The organism is Streptomyces sp. NPDC008150, from assembly GCF_042956945.1.
Classification (GTDB): domain Bacteria; phylum Actinomycetota; class Actinomycetes; order Streptomycetales; family Streptomycetaceae; genus Streptomyces.
Genome location: NZ_JBIBHJ010000007.1, coordinates 78,865 through 95,966, shown reverse-complemented (window position 1 = coordinate 95,966; position 17,102 = coordinate 78,865). Strand labels below are relative to the sequence as shown.

General features: G+C 73.8%; 14 protein-coding genes. 10 read left to right on the top strand and 4 right to left on the bottom strand.

Features of this window, described 5'->3' with window-relative positions; all coding sequences use genetic code 11:
• Positions 1 to 71: 71 nt before the first annotated feature.
• Together ACFZA0_RS18870 and ACFZA0_RS18865 are read right to left on the bottom strand one after the other, a co-directional pair.
• Complete coding sequence (locus ACFZA0_RS18870) at positions 72 to 689, bottom strand: TetR family transcriptional regulator (RefSeq protein WP_391017855.1); 618 nt, start codon at positions 687 to 689, stop codon at positions 72 to 74.
• A 242-nt stretch (positions 690 to 931) separates the two neighbouring features.
• Complete coding sequence (locus ACFZA0_RS18865; protein WP_391017852.1) at positions 932 to 1,459, bottom strand: hypothetical protein; 528 nt, start codon at positions 1,457 to 1,459, stop codon at positions 932 to 934.
• Between the two features lie 164 nt (positions 1,460 to 1,623).
• Here ACFZA0_RS18865 and hmgA point away from each other — a divergent pair, with 164 nt between their 5' ends.
• The 3 genes from hmgA to ACFZA0_RS18850 all read left to right on the top strand — a co-directional run bounded on the left by hmgA (position 1,624) and on the right by ACFZA0_RS18850 (position 5,031).
• Positions 1,624 to 3,018 (top strand): homogentisate 1,2-dioxygenase, encoded by a 1,395-nt coding sequence (gene hmgA / locus ACFZA0_RS18860; protein WP_391017850.1) that lies wholly within the window; start codon positions 1,624 to 1,626, stop codon positions 3,016 to 3,018.
• 80 nt (positions 3,019 to 3,098) lie between these two features.
• Positions 3,099 to 3,833 (top strand): UTRA domain-containing protein, encoded by a 735-nt coding sequence (locus tag ACFZA0_RS18855; RefSeq protein ID WP_391018672.1) that lies wholly within the window; start codon positions 3,099 to 3,101, stop codon positions 3,831 to 3,833.
• A gap of 22 nt (positions 3,834 to 3,855) precedes the next feature.
• A complete protein-coding gene (locus ACFZA0_RS18850) occupies positions 3,856 to 5,031 on the top strand; it encodes a type ISP restriction/modification enzyme (protein WP_391017847.1) in 1,176 nt (391 codons plus the stop codon).
• Positions 5,032 to 5,400: 369 nt separating this feature from the next.
• Here ACFZA0_RS18850 and ACFZA0_RS18845 read toward each other — a convergent pair whose 3' ends face one another.
• On the bottom strand, positions 5,401 to 5,670 hold the full coding sequence (locus ACFZA0_RS18845; protein WP_391017845.1) for a hypothetical protein: 270 nt from the start codon (positions 5,668 to 5,670) through the stop codon (positions 5,401 to 5,403).
• A 491-nt stretch (positions 5,671 to 6,161) separates the two neighbouring features.
• On the opposite strand from ACFZA0_RS18845, the gene ACFZA0_RS18840 reads away from it, so the two are divergent.
• A complete protein-coding gene (locus tag ACFZA0_RS18840) occupies positions 6,162 to 7,766 on the top strand; it encodes a protein kinase (protein ID WP_391017842.1) in 1,605 nt (534 codons plus the stop codon).
• Between the two features lie 4 nt (positions 7,767 to 7,770).
• Here the strand turns inward: ACFZA0_RS18840 and ACFZA0_RS18835 are convergent, their stop codons facing one another.
• On the bottom strand, positions 7,771 to 8,577 hold the full coding sequence (locus ACFZA0_RS18835) for a GDSL-type esterase/lipase family protein (RefSeq protein WP_391017839.1): 807 nt from the start codon (positions 8,575 to 8,577) through the stop codon (positions 7,771 to 7,773).
• A gap of 197 nt (positions 8,578 to 8,774) precedes the next feature.
• On the opposite strand from ACFZA0_RS18835, the gene ACFZA0_RS18830 reads away from it, so the two are divergent.
• The 6 genes from ACFZA0_RS18830 to ACFZA0_RS18805 all read left to right on the top strand — a co-directional run bounded on the left by ACFZA0_RS18830 (position 8,775) and on the right by ACFZA0_RS18805 (position 17,080).
• On the top strand, positions 8,775 to 9,206 hold the full coding sequence (locus ACFZA0_RS18830) for a hypothetical protein (RefSeq protein ID WP_391017836.1): 432 nt from the start codon (positions 8,775 to 8,777) through the stop codon (positions 9,204 to 9,206).
• A gap of 1 nt (position 9,207) precedes the next feature.
• Positions 9,208 to 10,305 (top strand): GNAT family N-acetyltransferase, encoded by a 1,098-nt coding sequence (locus tag ACFZA0_RS18825; RefSeq protein WP_391017833.1) that lies wholly within the window; start codon positions 9,208 to 9,210, stop codon positions 10,303 to 10,305.
• A gap of 389 nt (positions 10,306 to 10,694) precedes the next feature.
• Entirely contained in the window at positions 10,695 to 11,522 is an 828-nt protein-coding gene (locus ACFZA0_RS18820; RefSeq protein ID WP_391017830.1) for a glycosyltransferase, read from the top strand.
• Positions 11,519 to 12,517, top strand: coding sequence for a glycosyltransferase (locus ACFZA0_RS18815; protein WP_391017827.1), 999 nt, complete (start codon positions 11,519 to 11,521; stop codon positions 12,515 to 12,517). The genes ACFZA0_RS18820 and ACFZA0_RS18815 overlap by 4 nt, the downstream gene beginning before the upstream one ends.
• On the top strand, positions 12,514 to 13,320 hold the full coding sequence (locus tag ACFZA0_RS18810) for a polysaccharide deacetylase family protein (protein WP_391017824.1): 807 nt from the start codon (positions 12,514 to 12,516) through the stop codon (positions 13,318 to 13,320). The genes ACFZA0_RS18815 and ACFZA0_RS18810 overlap by 4 nt, the downstream gene beginning before the upstream one ends.
• On the top strand, positions 13,313 to 17,080 hold the full coding sequence (locus ACFZA0_RS18805; RefSeq protein ID WP_391017821.1) for a lipopolysaccharide biosynthesis protein: 3,768 nt from the start codon (positions 13,313 to 13,315) through the stop codon (positions 17,078 to 17,080). Before ACFZA0_RS18810 ends, ACFZA0_RS18805 begins: the two co-directional genes overlap by 8 nt.
• Positions 17,081 to 17,102: the final 22 nt, after the last annotated feature.

The window sequence follows — 17,102 nt, the reverse complement described above, 5'->3', positions numbered from 1 at the left end:
TCCCCCCGTCCAGCCGGGGCTCTTCACGTCCCGGCACCTCCCGGGCCCCGCTCCCCGCCGGTGTCCCGGCCTCAGTCCAGTACGCGGCCGAGATACGCGCGCAGCAGTTGCCGCGTCTCCTCGATGATCTTGGGATCGCCCTCGGGCGCCACCCGGAACGCCAGGTGGACCAGCGTGTCGGAGGCCTCGACCGCGACCAGGAAGGTGCGGCGCAGGTCCTCGTCCGGTTCCAGGCCCAGGTGGCCCGCGAGCAGGTCGGTGAAGCGGTCCGCGACGCGGGTGTTGGGTTCGGCGTGCCGGTCGCCGATCGGGATCTGGTTGCCGAAGTCCACGAGGGAGAAGCCGGGCGCGGTCCGTTTCATCGCCAGGTACTCGTCGAGCACGGCATCCATCACGGCCCGCCAGTCGGCACCCTCCGTGCCGCGCAGCCGTTCCGAGACGCGCTCGGCGTAGCGCTCCAGGTTGCGGTGGGCGAGCGCGTCCGCCATCGCCCGCTTGTTGCCGAAGAAACGGTAGACGGAACCGATGGGCACGCCGGCGCGCTGGGCCACGGCCCTGGTGCTCAGGCTGTCGTAGCCGACCTCGTCGAGCAGATCGGCGCAGGCGTCGAGGATCCGGGTCAGTCGTTCGGCGCTGCGCCGCTGCACGGGCGCGCGGCGGAGCGATGTCGCTTGGGGCACGGGCCTCATGATGCCTCCCCGCGGCGGTCAGGTGAACCTCACCCCCTGGGTACGGAGTTGGGTGCCCCAGGCACTCATCGCGGCCCGTTCTCCGTCGGTGCGGGCGGTCTGTCCACGGGGGCGGAGCCCGGTCCGGGACGTGGTGTCCGGGACCGTGGCGGCCCGGGACGTGGCCTTCCGGCTCCGCGGAGGTCCAGGACCATGGCGGTCCGGGCCGGGTCCGGCCCGTTCGGGCCCGCCCCCGGTCGCGGCTACGGGGTGGCCGTCGGGGTCGCCTCCGCCTGGGACGCCGTGATGTCGGCCGTGCTCTGCACCGGTTCGCCGCTCACGGCCCACACCGTGCCGTCGTCGGCGTACAGCCGTGCCGTGACGTGGTGCGTGCCGCGCGGGACGAGGCGGGCGGCGAGGTGGTAGTCGGCGGCGCGCAGCCCGGCGACCGCGTGGCCGTCCACCAGGAGGCGGGCCAGCCCCTGTCCCGCCACCGCCCTGGCCGGCGTGCCGGCCGGCGAGAAGCTGAAGTTGCGGAGGGTCAGCCGCAGGTCCCAGCCGTCGTGCGGGTCCGGCTGCACCTCGACGTCGATCTCCGGGGCGTCGCCGGTGTCCGCCACCTCGCGGTAGCGGTGGCCGTCCTCGTCGACGTCGTCGAGGAGCCGGCCCGCGGGCGGGGACGACGCCGTGTCCCGTTGCCCGTGCGAAGCGTCGGAAGCACAGCCCGCGAGTCCCGCCGGCAACAGGGCGCAGACCGCGAACGCAGCGAGAAGTCCGCGCGACCACGACATGTCCGCGAGCGTAGAACACCGGTCCGACGTGCCGGATCCACCTGGAGTCGGGTTCCGGATCGTCCGCACGGCGGAGTCGCGAACACCTGTCCCCGACACCTCTTGCCCGCCGCGGCGCGGAATCCTACGGTGAGGCACAGGAATCGGATGGCGAAGGGGCTGTCATGAGCGACGACGCGCACGGGCGTGCCGAGGACCCGCGGTACCCCGCCGAGCCGGCACACCCCGCGGAGCCGGCGTGCCCGGCCGAGCCGGCGTACCTGTCGGGCTTCGGCAACGAGCACAGTTCCGAGGCCGTCCCGGGCGCGCTCCCGGTGGGCCGCAACTCGCCGCAGCGCGCGCCGCTCGGCCTGTACGCGGAACAGCTCAGCGGATCGGCGTTCACCGAGCCGCGCGCCCACAACCGCCGCTCGTGGCTCTACCGGATCAGGCCCTCGGCGGCGCACCCCGCGTTCACCCGCACCGACAACGGCGCGCTGCGCTCGGCGCCGTTCACGGAGACGGTGCCCGACCCGAACCGGCTGCGCTGGGACCCGCTGCCCGAGCCGCAGGCGGGCACCGACTTCGTGGCCGGGCTGTGGACGGTCGGCGGCAACGGCGACGCGGCCCGGCGCTCGGGCATGGCGGTGCACCTCTACCACGCCAACTCCCCCATGCGGCGCGTGTTCTCCGACGCGGACGGGGAGCTGCTGATCGTCCCGGAGCACGGAGTCCTGCTGCTGCGCACGGAGTTCGGGGTGCTGCGCGTGCCGCCGGGCCACGTGGCGCTGGTGCCGCGCGGCGTCCGGTTCCGGGTGGAGCTGCCCGACGGCACCGCCCGCGGGTACGTGTGCGAGAACCACGGCGCCCCGTTCCGGCTGCCCGACCTGGGCCCGATCGGCGCCAACGGCCTCGCCCACCCACGGGACTTCCTCGCGCCGACGGCGGCGTACGAGGATGTGGAGGAGCCGGTCGAGGTGGTGCAGAAGTACTGCGGCAACCTCTGGGCGGCGACCTTCGACCATTCGCCGCTGGACGTCGTCGCCTGGCACGGCAACCACGTCCCGTACGTGTACGACCTGCGCCGCTTCAACGTGCTCGGCACGATCAGCCACGACCATCCGGATCCGTCGATCTTCACCGTGCTCACGTCGCCGTCCGACACCCCGGGTCTCGCGTCCGTGGACTTCGTCGTGTTCGCCCCGCGCTGGCTGGTGGGCGAGGACACCTTCCGGCCGCCGTACTTCCACCGGAACGTGATGAGCGAGTACATGGGCCTGGTCGAGGGCGCCTACGACGCGAAGACGGGCGGGAAGGGCGGCTTCGTGCCCGGCGGCGGCTCGCTGCACAGCATGATGTCGGCGCACGGCCCGGACCGCGAGACGTTCGACCGGGCCAGCGCGGCGGAGCTGGTGCCGCAGAAGGTGGACGACGGGCTGGCGTTCATGTTCGAGACGCGGTGGCCCGTCACGCTCACCGCGCACGCGGCGCGGGCGGACACCCTCCAGCACGGCTACGACGACGTGTGGCAGGGCCTGGAGCGGCACTTCACGCCCCCGCGGGGTCCGGACGCGACGTGACCGGGGCGACCGCTCCCGCGCCCGGCGCGGACGACCAGAGCGCCCCGCGCCCCACGACGGGCCGGTTCGCGCCGGACCCCGTGGTCCTCAACCGGCGGCTGCCGCTCTGGTACCAGGTGTCGCAGTCGCTGCGTGCCTCGATACTCGGCCGGCCGCGCGGCGCCTCGCTGCGGCTGCCCACCGAGGAACAGCTCGCCGGGCACTACGGGGTCGGCGTGCTGACCATGCGGCAGGCGCTGAAGGAGCTGGAGGAGGAGGGGCTGATCTCGCGGCACCGGCGGCGCGGCACCTTCATCGAGCCGGGGGCCGGCGGGGACGTCCCGGTGCGGCTGCTGGGGTCGGTGGACACCGTCGTCGCGCAGCAGTCCGGCATGACGAGCGAGCTGCTGGCGCACGGACCGGTGCCGGTCCCGCAGGAACTCGCCCCGCTCTTCCCGGACTTGGCGGACGTCACCGGCTACCACCGGCTGCGCCGCGACGAAGGCACCGGCGAGCCCACCAACCATGCCCGCAACTACGTCCGCCCCGAACTCGCCGCGTACATAGACCCGTTGGATCTGCTGCGGCGGCCGATGACGAAGCTGCTGCGGGACGCGGCCGGCGCGGACATCGGGCGGATCACCGACACCGTGCAGGCCCGGCTCGCCGATCCGGAAACGGCCCGGCTGCTGCGGGTCCCGCTGCTGAGCCCGGTGCTGCGCGTCACCGGCGTCGTACGGGACCGCGCGGGCCGCCCGCTGGACGTGGCCGTCATCGACTACCGGGGGGACCGGTTCTCGTTCACGGTGACCCTGGACGCGCTGGACGCCCCCTGAGGTTCGAGGAGCGCGTCGTACGATGCCGGGCGTGACGCACGACGACGCTCCGCCGCTGGCGGACCTCATGCCGTGGTCCGTCGCACCGCCCCGGCTCGGCCGGGGATGGCCGGCGGCACCCGACGCGGCCTGCCTGCGCGCCCGTTGGGACGCCCTGGTGGCGGCGCGGGGCGAGGACCGGGCGGCCCTGTTCGAGCCGAGCCGGTCGCGCACGCTGCGGTCGGCGGTGGGACGGCTGCCGGGGAGCTCCGCCGGGACGACGGCCCTGGAGCACGCGGACGGCCCCTGTCCACCGCCGGTGCGGGTGCTGTACGCCCCGTTCGACGAGCGGTGGCTGATCCCCGACCAGCGGCTGATCGACGCCGCCCGGCCGGAGTTGTGGCGGACCGCGGACGCACGTCAGGTCTTCGCCGTCGAGACGCCCGCGGTGGCCGGCTCCGGGGGCCCGCTGCTGCTGGCGTCCCCGGTGCTGCCGCTGGTGCGGCCGGGCCGGGTGCGGCCGCTGTACCGCCGCCCCGGCGGCCTGGAGCCGAACCTCGCCCCCGGGCTGCCCGAGCACCTCGCGGCCCGGCTGGGGCGGCCGGTCGGGCCGGAGGACGTCCTCGCGTGGTCGCTGGCCGCTGTGCGGCCCGGTCCCGGCGGACACGTCGTGCCGCTGACCGGGGACGCCGCGGAGTGGGAGCACGGCGTCGGTGTCGGACGGCGGATGCTGGACCTGACGCGCCGCGACGGCGAGCGGCCCAAGCTGCCCGGCGGCCGACGGCCCTACGTCCGGGCACCGCTGCCGTCGCGCCCGCAGGTGCTGCGCTACGACCGCGCCGAGGAGACCCTGTACGTCGACGAGGGCCGCGTCTCCCCCGTGCCGCCCGCCGCGTGGGACTTCGAGGTCGGCCAGGTGCCGGTGCTGGAGCAGTGGTTCGCGGCGCGCACGGGGCCGGCCGAGGCGGGCACGCTGGCGGCGATCCGTCCGGCGGTGTGGCCGCAGGCATGGACGTCCGAGCTGCTCGAACTGATCACGGTCCTCACCCTGTTCACGGAACTCCGGGAGCGGCAGCAGGAGTTGGAGTTCGCCTCGCAGGTCACCGCTACGGAACTGCGTTCGGCGGGCGTGCTGCCCGTCGCCGGGTGGACACGGCGCCCCGCCTCCGTGCTCGATCACCACGAGGAGGGGCCGGGCGGACAGTTCGCCCTGATCTGAGGGGAGTTCGCGGCGGCGCCCGCACCATGCGCGTCATCGGCCGTCGCGGGGGCGGAAGTTGAGGGGTTGCCGTCGTCGGCGCGCGACTCCGTGCGACGGGTGGGGTCCACGGAGGGGTTCACGGGGGAGCCGGTACCGCCGCCGACGGCAGGGCGGGCCCGTCCGCCCCTGCCCGCCGGGTGGGTCGGGCGGCGGGTCGGGGGCGTCGGCGGTCTGCGGTTCCGCACCCGGACGGGGTCACCGGGTGCGGTCGCGCGGCGGGTGGGGCGGTGGGCGGGTTCGCCAGGCTCGCCGGGAGGGCATGACTGTGCGGGCGCGGGCCCCTCGCGGGACCGGCGTTCACGCTGCCGGTGGGACGCCGACGACCGCTCAGCGGCCGCCGAAGAGCGTGCGGCTGAGGCGGCGCAGCGGTGCGAAGAGAGAGAGTCCGCGGACCCGCTCGCGTCGGCCGCCGGGCTTGCGCGGGGTGTCCCGTGCCGTCAGTTCGCGCATCAGCGACGTGGCTTCGACCGTCTCCCGCTGCGGTATGGCGGGACCCGCCAGTACCGAGAGATGGCGGTCGAGACGCGAACTCGTCGCGCCACTGCCGCAGGTGATCGCAGGGACCCTCGCCCTGCTGCGCATCGTTATCTGCTCCATGTCACTCCCCACCCGTACGACTCCACCCGGCCCACGGGCAGGTTAACCCTATCGCTCTCATGGAGCACTCGTGTATCGCGGTCGCAGGATTCACCTTCCCCGCAAGGAGGTTGACGATTACTCTCCGAATTCAGGCGATTCCAGGGCGAGTTGCGCAACCCGCGGAGTTACGGGCCGCGGCCCTCCGACGGCCCGGGATCCGGTGACGGTGCGTAACATCCCGGACCCGGGAGGATGAAGCACTCCGGGGCGTGTCGGCGCGGGGCCCGTCGTACGGTGGCGCACACGCGCTCTGCCCGCACGCCGGAGCCGCCCGGGGCGGTTGACGTCCGTCGCACCGGGTACCGGGACGTGCCGCGGGGTACGAGCACCCGGCGCGTGTGCCGGCCGGCGGCATACCGGTTCAACCGCGTCGCCACTGCGCAGGTATGGCAGAGGTCACGTGATTCACGCGGGGTGACGCGGGTCGCCCGGAGGCGAAGGGGGCTGCGGTGTCCGAGGGTTCCGGCGAAGGACGGCTGATCGCGGACCGGTACCGGCTGCTGTCGCCGATCGGGCGGGGCGGCATGGGGACGGTCTGGCGCGCCATGGACGAACTGCTGCGCCGCGAGGTCGCCGTGAAGGAGGTGCACGCGCCCGCCGGGCTGTCCTCCGACGACGTGGAGCGGACGTACGCGCGGCTCGAACGCGAGGCGTGGGCCGCCGCCCGGGTCGCGAACCGCAACGTGGTCACGGTGTACGACGTGGCCACCGACGACGGCCGGCCCTGGATCGTGATGGAACTGGTGCGCGGGATCTCCCTCGCCGACCTGCTCGACGCCGAGGGGCCGCTGCCGCCGCGCCGGGCGGCGCACATCGGCGCGGAGGTGCTCTCGGCGCTGCGCGCCGCGTACGCCGTCGGGGTGCTGCACCGCGACGTGAAACCCGCCAACGTCCTGCTGTCGAACGACGACCGGGTGGTGCTCACCGACTTCGGGATCGCGACGGTCGAGGGCAGTTCCGCGCTGACACTGACGGGCGAGGTGATCGGTTCGCCGGAGTTCCTCGCGCCGGAGCGCGCGCTGGGGCGGACTCCGGGCCTCGCTTCGGACCTCTGGTCGCTCGGCGTCCTGCTGTACGCGGAGGTCGAGGGCCACTCCCCCTTCCGGCACGACACCCCGCTCAGCACGCTGCGGGCGATCGTCGACGAGGAACTGCCGCCGCCGCTGCACGCCGGGCCGCTCGCCCCCGTCATCGAGGGGCTGCTGCGCAAGGACCCCGCCGAGCGCACCGACCCGGAGCAGGCGGAGCGGGACCTGCGCGCGGTGGCCGCGGGCGCCGAGCCGAGCGCGTACGCCGCGCCGACGGTGCCGTACGCGGCGGCCGGTCCCCGTACGGGGGCGACGCGGCGTCAGGAGTCGGCCGCGGGCTTCGGCCCGCCTCCCGGCACCGGTGCCGCGGACACGCCGTCGTCGACGGCGCGGGACGGCGGCGGGCGCCGCACGACGATCGCGCTGGTCGCCGGGTTCGCCGCCCTGGCGCTGGTGGTCGCCGGGCTCACGTACGCCCTGCTCCAGCACGACGGCGACGACGGAGAGGCGTCGGGCGGCGCGACCACGGCGTCGGACACCGGGGGCCCGACCGCCTCCGTGACGGCGAGCGAGTCCGCGGACGGCCCGTCCGCGTCGGCCTCCTCCGAGCCCGAGAAGAGTCCGTCGAGCAGCGCGCCGGAGCAGTCGGTGAAGGTGTCGCTCTCGGGGTCGCACACCGAGTACTCCGGCACGTGTCCGCCGCCCGGCGGGCAGGCGCCCACGTTCACGGCGACGTTCACGGTGGGGCGCCTGCCGGCGCAGGTGTCGTACCGGTGGGTGACGCGGGACGGTTCGGTGTCCGACGCGGGCTGGAAGACGCTGTCCTTCGCGGCGGGCGGTTCCGACACCAAGCGGGACCAGGTGACCGTGACGACCGGGGCGGACGGCGGAAAGGTCGAGGACGAGATCAGCGTCGAGGTCCGCGAGCCCGTGCGGACGACGTCGGACGCGCAGAAGTTCGAGGTGGACTGCGAGACGGAGACCCCGTCGGACGGGACCTCCGCCTCCGCGACCGCCAGTCCCTGACGGGTCAGGCCGCGTTGGTGAACACAGGCAGGTAACCGCCCGACTGGCCGTCGGCCGTCGGGTGGTACGACTCGCCGATGTCGAGCCAGTTGACGCTGTGCAGCCACGAACTGCCGGAACAGATCTCGTGGCCGGTGAACGTGGTGCGCACGTCACCGAAGGTGAAGCCGTGGGCCGCGGCGCGGGTGGCCAGGAGGCTGTCCAACTGGTCGGCGGCGGCGTTGATCGCGGAGCGCTTGGTGTCCGAGAGGCCGATGCAGGTCGAGCCGAGCTTGTAGAAGCGCGGGTAGCCGAGGACGACGACGTGGGCGGACGGCGCCTTCGCGCTGATCGCCGTGTAGAGGCTGTCGAGCCGGGCCGGCAGCGTCGAGGTGATGTACGACCTCGCGGTGGCGATCCGGGAGAGGCAGGTGCTGTCGGAGCCGAGCACGCACGTCGTCATGACGTCCGAGAAGCCGGCGTCGTTGCCGCCCGCGCTGACCGAGACCAGGCCGGTGGCGGAGCCGAGGGAGCCGAGCTGGCCGGACAAAACGTCCGAGGTGGTCGCGCCGGAACAGGCCGCGAAGGTGAAGGCGTTCGAGGGGTGGGCCGTGTGCCAGAGGTAGGGGTACGCCTTGGTGCTCTGGTCGCAGTCGCCGCTCGAACTGATGTAACTGTCGGCGCCGACTCCCGAGGAGTAGGAGTCGCCGAGGGCGGTGTAGCCGGTGGGGGTGGCTTCCTGGGCTGCCTGGGCGGTCGCGGTGCCCGCGAGGGCGAGACCGCCGGCGAGAAGGAGTGAACCGATGCATGCCGTGATGCGGGAACGTCTCATGGAACCTCCCTTTAGCAGGATCTCTGCGACAACTGTGGTACCAGCTACGCGCGTTGCGTGGAAGTGCGCATGCCAACCCTGTTGCGGCGCGCGCCCCCCGGAATGCCTCTCCCCCGGGCCGGGACTCCTTGACGGCCGCACCGGCCCTGCGCCACATTGAAGCCCGGCATCCGACGCTTCGGGGGGCAAAGTCGGCCATGCAGACGATACGTGCCAAGACCGCCGTGACGAACGGTTCCGAGCGCGCCGGGCCGGAACCGTCCCGCGACCTCTCCGCCCTGCTCACCGGGGGTGCGACCGCCGTCGCGGCGACCGGCGCGGTGCTCGCCGCGACCGGCACCGGCTCACCGCTGCGGGCGTCGTGCGCGCTGTTCTTCCTGCTCGCCGCACCGGCGGCGGGCATCGCGGCGGCGCTGCGGGGGCTGGATCCGTTCGCCCGGGTGATCGTCGCGCTCGCGAGCGCCGTCGTCGTCGACATGCTGGTGGCGCAGAGCATGCTGGCGCTGCACCACTGGTCCCTGCGCGGCGGGGTGCTGGCGGTGGCCCTGCTCGGCGCGCTGCTGCTCCTGCTGCCGGTCCTCGCACGCCGCGGGCGCGGCCGCACGGCGAGAAGAACTCGGAGCTCCTGACGTGGACATCAGCGTGTACCGCCCGGGTGAACTGAGCGGGGCGGACCGGGCCGCGTGGACGGCGATGCAGTCGAAGGCGCACCTGCACGGATCACCCGAACTGGCGAACCCGTTCCTGTCCCCCGAGTTCACGCTGGCCACCGACCGGGTCAGACGCGGTGTGCGCGTCGCGGTGGTGCGCGAGGGCGGGGAGGCGGCGGGGTTCTTCCCGTTCCAGAGATCGGCGACCGGCGTCGGACGAGCCGTCGGCCTCGGCGTCTCGGACTGCCAGGGACTCGTACACCGTCCCGGATTCGCATGGGACGCACGGGAGTTGATGCGGGCCTGTGGTCTTGCGGTGTGGGAGTTCGACCATCTGGCGGGCGGCCAGGAGCCGTTCGGGGAGGGCGCCTCGGGCGTCTTCCCGTCGCCGGTGATGGACGTCGACCAGGGCTACGAGAGCTATCTGAAGGAACTGCGCGTCCGGTCACCGAAGTTCACCCGGACGACGCTGGCCAAGGAGCGCAGGCTCGGCCGCGACGCCGGTCCGGTGCGCTACGTCCACGACGAGCGGGACCCCGCGGCGCTGCGCGTCCTGATGGGCTGGAAGTCCGCGCAGTACCGCAGGACCGGGCGCAGCGACCGCTTCGCGCACGAGTGGATCACCCGGCTGGTGACCCGGCTCTTCCACAGCCGTTCGGAGTCGTTCGCCGGCGTGCTGTCGGTGCTGTACGCGGACGGCCGGCCGGTGGCCGCGCACTTCGGGCTGCGCAGCGAGCGGATCCTGGCGTGCTGGTTCCCCGCGTACGACCCGGCGTTCGCCAAGTACTCGCCCGGCCTCGTGCTGCATCTGCGGATGGCCGAGGGGGCCGCCGCCGACGGCATCGCGTACCTGGACCTCGGGCGCGGCCAGAAGGACTACAAGGACTCCCTGAAGACACGCGAGATCCCGGTGTCCGAGGGGTGGGTGACGCGCCGTCACCCGGTGGCGGTCGGGCACAGGGCGCGCCGCGCCCCGGTCCGGGCGCTGCGCAACACGGTGCAGTCGCGGCCGGAGCTGTTCGAGCCGGCCGACCGTCTCCTCAAGCGGATGGGACGAATCCGTACGGAGCGCAGGTGAACTGCCCACAAAGTCGCGCAACGGTCAAACCAACAAAAACGTGAGGCCTCGTTCCAGGTCTTGCCATACGGGTTCAATCATCAATACCGTCGTACATCTCACTCGCCACGGTGTGTCACCGAGCGGCTCCAGGGGAGGGCTCAGGACCGCGGACAGACCGGGGCGGGGCGCGGTAGGGGGGTGCTGTACTCGGTGACGGAACACGTTGTCGAGTCATGCCGCGCGGTCGGCCGCCGTTCCTCGGCGGACGGCCAGTTCTGCCAGCTCATCCAGTGTGCCCGGAGACCGATACCGGCGCGCCCCGGGTGAGAACCCCCCTCTTCGAACCGGACTAAAAGCCGGGCCGCCCTGGGGAGGGCGACCCACCGGACGAGAGGGAAACCGGACTCATGACCTCTGTTCTGCGCCCGCCGACCACGGGCACCGCACCGTCCGCACCGTCCACCGCCGGTGTCTACCGGCCCATCTCCTCTCACCTGGCGATCACACCGCCGGTGAGTGTCGTCATTCCCGCCATGAACGAGGCGGAGAACCTGCCGTACGTCTTCAAGAGCCTGCCCGACTGGATCCACGAGGTCGTTCTCGTGGACGGCAACTCCAGCGACGACACCGTCGAGGTGGCGCGCGCGCTGTGGCCCGGAGTGAAGATCGTCGGGCAGCGGGGCCGGGGCAAGGGCGACGCCCTGATCACCGGCTTCGACGCCTGCTCCGGAGACATCGTCGTCATGGTCGACGCGGACGGCTCCGCGGACGGCCAGGAGATCGTCAGCTACGTCTCCGCCCTCGTCTCGGGAGCGGACTTCGCCAAGGGGTCGCGGTTCGCCAACGGCGGCGGCACCGACGACATGACCTTCGTCCGCAAGCTGGGCAACCGGCTGCTGTGCGCCGTCGTCAACCGGAAGTTCGGCGCCCGGTACACGGACCTCTGCTACGGCTACAACGCGTTCTGGCGCAAGTGCCTGGACGAGATCGACCTCGACTGCACCGGGTTCGAGGTGGAGACCCTGATGAACATCCGGGTCGTCAAGGCCGGCCTCAAGGTGCAGGAGATCCCGAGCCACGAGTACCTGCGCATCCACGGCACGAGCAACCTGCGCGCCGTGCGCGACGGCCTGCGCGTGCTCCGGGTCATCCTCGGGGAGCGCTCCAACCGCCGCGCCCTGCGCAGCCGTACGCAGGCGTCGGTGATCGGCACGGTCCGGGGAGAGGTGTCTTGAGCGGACCCGGCATCTCGGTCGTGGTCTGCGCCTACACCGAGGACCGCTGGGAGGACATCCTCTCGGCGGTCTCCTCGGTGCGGGAGCAGACCCGGCCGGCCCTGGAGACACTGCTGGTCGTCGACCACAACGAGGCGCTGCTGACGCGCCTCTCGGAGCGGTACCGGGACACGCCGGGGGTGCGGGTGCTCGCCAACGCGGGCCCCCGCGGGCTGTCCGCGGGCCGCAACACGGGCATCGCGGCGAGCCGCGGCGAGGTGGTCGCCTTCCTCGACGACGACGCCGTGGCCGAGCCGGAGTGGCTCCGGCACTTCGCCGCGGGGTACGCCGATCCGAACGTGATGGCGGTCGGCGGCCGGACGCTCCCCCTGTGGGCGTCGGGCCGCCGGCCGGCCTGGTTCCCGGAGGAGTTCGACTGGGTGGTCGGCTGCACCTACCGCGGTCTGCCGCCCGGCCGGGTCGCCGTGCGCAACGTCCTGGGCGGCAACGCCTCGTTCCGGCGCACGGCGTTCGACGCGGCCGGCGGCTTCGCGACCGGCATCGGCCGCGACGGCGACCGGCGGCCGCTCGGCTGCGAGGAGACGGAGCTGTGCATCCGGCTGTCGCGGGCGAGACCCGACGCCGTCCTGCTGATCGACGACCGGGCGGTGATCCACCACCGGGTGCCCCGGGCGCGCGAGCGGTTCGCGTACTTCCGCACGCGCGCCTACGCCGAGGGTCTCTCGAAGGCGCTGGTGACCCGAAGTGTCGGCTCCCGCAAGGGACTTGAGTCCGAGCGCCGCTACGCGACCCGGGTGCTGCCGGCCGGCGTGGCGCGCGGTGTGCGCGACGCCCTGCTCGCCCGCAGGGGCGGCGCCGGGCGGGCTGCGGCGATCGTCGCGGGGGTGCTGACCACGGCGGGCGGGTACGCGGCCGGCCGGCTGCGCTCCCGAGGGGGCGACGTCACGTTCGTCGTGGCGCCGGTCCCGGCCCCGGAGGGAGAGGAGGCCGCATGACCACGCCCGTTCCGTCGCTCATGTACCACTCGGTCGCCCAGGACCCCGGCCCCCGCACCCGCGGGCTGTCGGTGGCGCCCTCGGCGTTCGCCGACCAGATGGCCCTGCTCGCGGAGCGGGGCTTCACCCCGGTCACCACCGCCGACCTGGCCGGTCACTGGCGGGCGCCCGCGGGCCGCGCGCCGCTGCCCGCCCGGCCGGTGCTGATCACCTTCGACGACGGCTACGAGGGCGTGCACCGGCACGCGCTGCCGGTGCTCGCCGAACTCGGCTTCACGGCCACGCTGTTCGTGACCACGGGCTGGATCAGGGGCGCGTACGACACCGGCGGCGCCCTCGACACGATGCTGGACTGGGGGCAGGTGCGCGACCTGGCCGGGTGGGGCGTCGAGATCGGCGGCCACAGCCACACCCATCCGCAGCTCGACCAGCTCGACGACACCGCGCTGTGGGCCGAACTCACCCGCAGCACGGACATCGTGGCGGGCGAACTGGGCGGCCCGCCCGTCTCGTTCGCCTACCCGTACGGCTACTCCAGCCGCCGGGTGCGGCGCGCCGTGCGGCGCGCCGGGTACCGGCAGGCGGTGGCGGTGGGCAACGCGCTGTCCCGCCGCGCCCAGGGTCCTTACGCGCTGCGGCGGTTGACCGTGCGGCGCAGTACGGGCATGGCGGAGTTCGAGCGGCTCGTCGAGGGCCGCGCGATCGCCCGGAACTTCGCCGCCGACCGGGTCCTGACCAAGGGGTACGCCGTGGTCCGCGGGGCCCGGCGGCTGCGCCGGAAGGCCGTCGACTCCCGTGACTGACACGACCACCAGCACCGGGGCGGCGCCGGCCGGGAAGGCGCCGGAGCCGCGCGGACGCCGGCTCCGGCTGCCCGGCCGGGGCCGCGCGCCCGGCGGCGACCAGCTCTTCCGCAACGCCTACGCGCTGATGCTCAACACCGGGATCTCCGCGGTCCTCGGGCTGGGCTTCTGGCTGGCCGCCGCCCGCTACTACTCGGAGTCGGCGGTCGGCCAGGGGTCCGCCGCGATCGCCGCGATGAAACTCCTCGCGGGTCTGACCGCGGTGACCCTGACCGGCGCCCTGGCCCGCTTCATCCCGGTCGCCGGACGTCATACGGGACGGCTCATCTTCCGTACGTACGCGGGCAGTTCGGTGGTCGTGGCACTGGCCGCGGGCGTCTTCCTGCTGACGCTCGGGATGTGGGGTCCGTCGTACCGCTTCCTGCACGGGCCGGCCACCGCGGTGGGCTTCGTCGTGGCCGTCGTCGCCTGGAACCTGCTCACGCTCCAGGACGGCGTGCTGACCGGGCTGCGCAGCGCGCCGTGGGTGCCGGTGGGCAACACCGTGTTCTCCGCGGTGAAGTTCGCCCTGCTGGTGGCGTTCGCGGCGGCGATCCCGGTGACCGGCGTCTTCGTGTCGTGGGTCGCCGCGATCGCCACGTCGGTGGTGCCGCTGGGCTGGCTGGTGTTCCGGCGGCTGGTGCCCCGGCACGTGCGGGCGACGGCGGAGCACGCGAGGCCGCCGACGTTCCGGGAGATCGGCCGGTTCCTCGCGGGCGACTACACCGGCTCGCTGTTCTCGCTGGCCGTGGTCTACCTGGTGCCGGTGATCGTCGCCTCGCAGGTCAGCTCCGAGGACAACGCCTACTTCTACATCACGACGACGATAGGCGGCACGGTCAACCTCCTCGCCATCAACATGGGCGCCTCGCTCACCGTGGAGGGCTCGCACGACCCGGCGCGGATCGCGGCCAACACCCGTGCGGCGCTGCGGCGGATGGCCCGGCTGATGCTGCCGGTGTGCGGAGTGCTGTTCTTCGGGGCGCCGTACATCCTCGGTGTCTTCGGCTCCGGCTACGCGGACGCGGCGACGCCGCTGCTGCGCTGGTTCGCGGTGGGCGCGCTGCTGCGGGTGCTGATGGAGACCTACTTCGCGGTCCTGCGCGCGCAGAGCCGGACCGCCGGACTGGCCTGGCTCCAGGGCCTGTTGTGCGTGCTCGTGCTCGGCCTGACGCTGCTGCTGCTGCCGCGCATGGGGCTCACGGGCGCGGGGGTCGCCGAGATCTCCAGCCTCGCGGTGATCGTGGCGATCGCCTCGCCCCGGCTGTTCCGCACCATGCGGGCGGCACCGGCGGACGCGCCGCCGGCGCCGTCCGCGGGCGGGGCGCCGGACCGGGAACCCGCCGACGAGGACGCGGCCGGAGCCGCCGCCGGGCCCGCGGCGGTGACGGCCGTCCCGCCGGCCGTCCCCCGGCGGCGCGGGCCCACCTGGGCCCTGGAGGCGGACACCCTCGCGCTCGGCATCCACACCGACTTCGACCACCAGGAGCGGCGGCCGGACGTGCGCCCGGGGCCGGGGACGCCGCCCGCCGGGACACCGGTGGTGACGGCGGCCGGGGCGAAGACCCCGGTCGGGCTGCCCGTGGAGGAGCTGCGGCCGGACGCCGGGAGCGGTCCGGGGTCCGCCCCCGCCGCCGGGCCGGGGACGGCGCCGGGCGACGTGCCGCCCGAGCCGCCGCGGCCCGCCCGCGCCGCGGGCGCGTTCCCGCCGCCGACCCGCTCCGGTGTCGTCCTCGGCTGCCTGCTCGTCGCCGCGCTGCTGCTCTACTGGGTGCCCGCGCTGCGGCTCGGCGAGGCCGACCTCGACGGGATGGGCGGTCTCGGGCTCGTCTCCGTCCTGCCGGTGCCCACCCTCGTGGGCGCGGCGCTGCTCGTCGTGGTGTTCGCCGCCGCGCTGTGGCCGCGCCGCGAGCACCGGGCGCTCCTGCTGCTCACGCTGGTGGCGACCGTCGTCTCCCTGCACGCGCTGCCCGCCGTGATCGAGGCCCAGCCGCGCTTCCCGACCGCGTGGCAGCACCTCGGGTTCCTCGACTACATCGACCGCACCGGCTCGGCCGTGCCCGACCTGGACGCGCGGTGGAGCTGGCCGGGCTTCTTCGCGGTGGCCGCGTTCGTCGGCCGGGCCTGCGGGGTCAGCGACTTCACCGAGGTCATCCGGTGGTGGCCGCTGGGCCTCCAACTCCTCTGTCTGCCACCGATGTTCCTGCTGGCCCGTGCGATGCGGGCGACCTGGCGGGCGCGCTGGACGGGCGTCTGGATCTTCGTCCTGAGCGGCTGGGTCGGCCAGGACTACTTCTCGCCGCAGGGCTTCACGTATCTGCTCTACCTGGTGTTCGTCGCCGTGCTGCTGGTCTGGTTCCGGGCGCCGCGGGTGATCTGGACGCGGCTGCGGCCGGGCGAGGCCGAGGTGGAACCCGCGGGGCGGCGGCAGCGGGCGGTGCTGCTCGCCGTGGTGTTCGGCCTGTTCACCGCGAGCGTCCCGGCCCACCAGCTCACCCCGTTCGTGATGCTGGGCGTGCTGGCCGTGCTGGTGCTGACCGGGCGGTCCGAACTGCGGGGCCTGCCCGTGCTGTTCGCGGTGATGGTCGCCGCGTGGATCGGCTTCATGGCCGAGCCGTACTGGTCCGGTCACTTCGACGAGCTGTTCGGCGGGGTCGGCGGCGTCGGCGGCAACGTGTCGACGTCGGTCTCCGGCCGTATCGAGGGCGGCAGTTCGACGCACAAGCTGGTGCTCTACGCGCGGGTGCTGCTGGCCGGCGGGGTGCTGGCGTTCGCGTGCCTGGGCTGGCTGCGGCGGCGGATCGCGGGCTACCGCGAACTGTCCCTGCCGGTCCTGGCGTTCGTACCGTTCCTCGGCTTCGGCATGCAGTCGTACGGCGGCGAGATGGCGCTGCGCGTCTTCATGTTCGCGCTGCCCGGCGCCTGCCTGCTGGCGGCACTCGCCCTGTTCCCGCGCAGCGGGGCGACCGCGGAGGAACGGGCCCTGGACCGCCGCCCGTTGGCTCCGCTCGCCGCATTGCTGGCCGGGCTGCTGCTCATGGGCGGCTTCCTGGTGGCCCGTTGGGGCAACGAGCCGTTCGAGAGGGTGCGCACCGGCGAGGTCGCGGCCATGGACTACGTGTACGCGCACGACGATCCGTCGGTACGGCTGCTGTGGCTGAGCAACGACACCGTGAACGACGTGACGCCGTCGCTGCCCTGGGGCGCGAAGGACATGGAGAAGGTGACCTACGAGCCGGTGCTCGCCCCGGCGGACCCGGTGCTGGTGTCGGGCCTGGTCAAGTCGCTCAAGGACGCGGGCCCCCGGTCGTACCTCGTCGTCAACCGCGGGCAGACCACCTATCTGCACCTGGACTCCGGCTACCCGGCGGACTGGGGACCGCGGCTGCTGCGGAACCTGGACGGCCGGCCGGACCTGAAGAGGGTGTACGCGAACGCCGACGCGTCCGTGTACGCGCTGCGGCAGGCCCCGCCCGGTCCGGTGGCGCTGCCGGACCCCGGTCCGATCGGTCCGCAGGTGACGTGGACGCCGTGGTCCGTGGTGGGCGCGCTGGCCGCGCTGGCGCTGATCGTGCTGCTGGGGGCGCGGGAGGCCGTACGGGTCGCGGTGCGGCCCGGTCCGCGCAGGACCCGGTGGCTCCAAGGCGGCTTCTGGTTCTCGGTGCCGCTGCTCGCGGTGCTGCTGGCCTCGCTGGTGCTGCGGTTCCTCACCGTGAAGTAGCCGGTCACCCGGGTGAAGTGGC

Bases quoted from the DNA above. Each gene is read 5' to 3' on its own strand.
- ACFZA0_RS18870 (WP_391017855.1), bottom strand. From the start codon at position 689: ATGAGGCCCGTGCCCCAAGCGACATCGCTCCGCCGCGCGCCCGTGCAG.
- ACFZA0_RS18865 (WP_391017852.1), bottom strand. From the start codon at position 1,459: ATGTCGTGGTCGCGCGGACTTCTCGCTGCGTTCGCGGTCTGCGCCCTG.
- hmgA (WP_391017850.1), top strand. From the start codon at position 1,624: ATGAGCGACGACGCGCACGGGCGTGCCGAGGACCCGCGGTACCCCGCC.
- ACFZA0_RS18850 (WP_391017847.1), top strand. From the start codon at position 3,856: ATGCCGGGCGTGACGCACGACGACGCTCCGCCGCTGGCGGACCTCATG.
- ACFZA0_RS18845 (WP_391017845.1), bottom strand. From the start codon at position 5,670: ATGGAGCAGATAACGATGCGCAGCAGGGCGAGGGTCCCTGCGATCACC.
- ACFZA0_RS18835 (WP_391017839.1), bottom strand. From the start codon at position 8,577: ATGAGACGTTCCCGCATCACGGCATGCATCGGTTCACTCCTTCTCGCC.
- ACFZA0_RS18830 (WP_391017836.1), top strand. From the start codon at position 8,775: ATGCAGACGATACGTGCCAAGACCGCCGTGACGAACGGTTCCGAGCGC.
- ACFZA0_RS18820 (WP_391017830.1), top strand. From the start codon at position 10,695: ATGACCTCTGTTCTGCGCCCGCCGACCACGGGCACCGCACCGTCCGCA.
- ACFZA0_RS18810 (WP_391017824.1), top strand. From the start codon at position 12,514: ATGACCACGCCCGTTCCGTCGCTCATGTACCACTCGGTCGCCCAGGAC.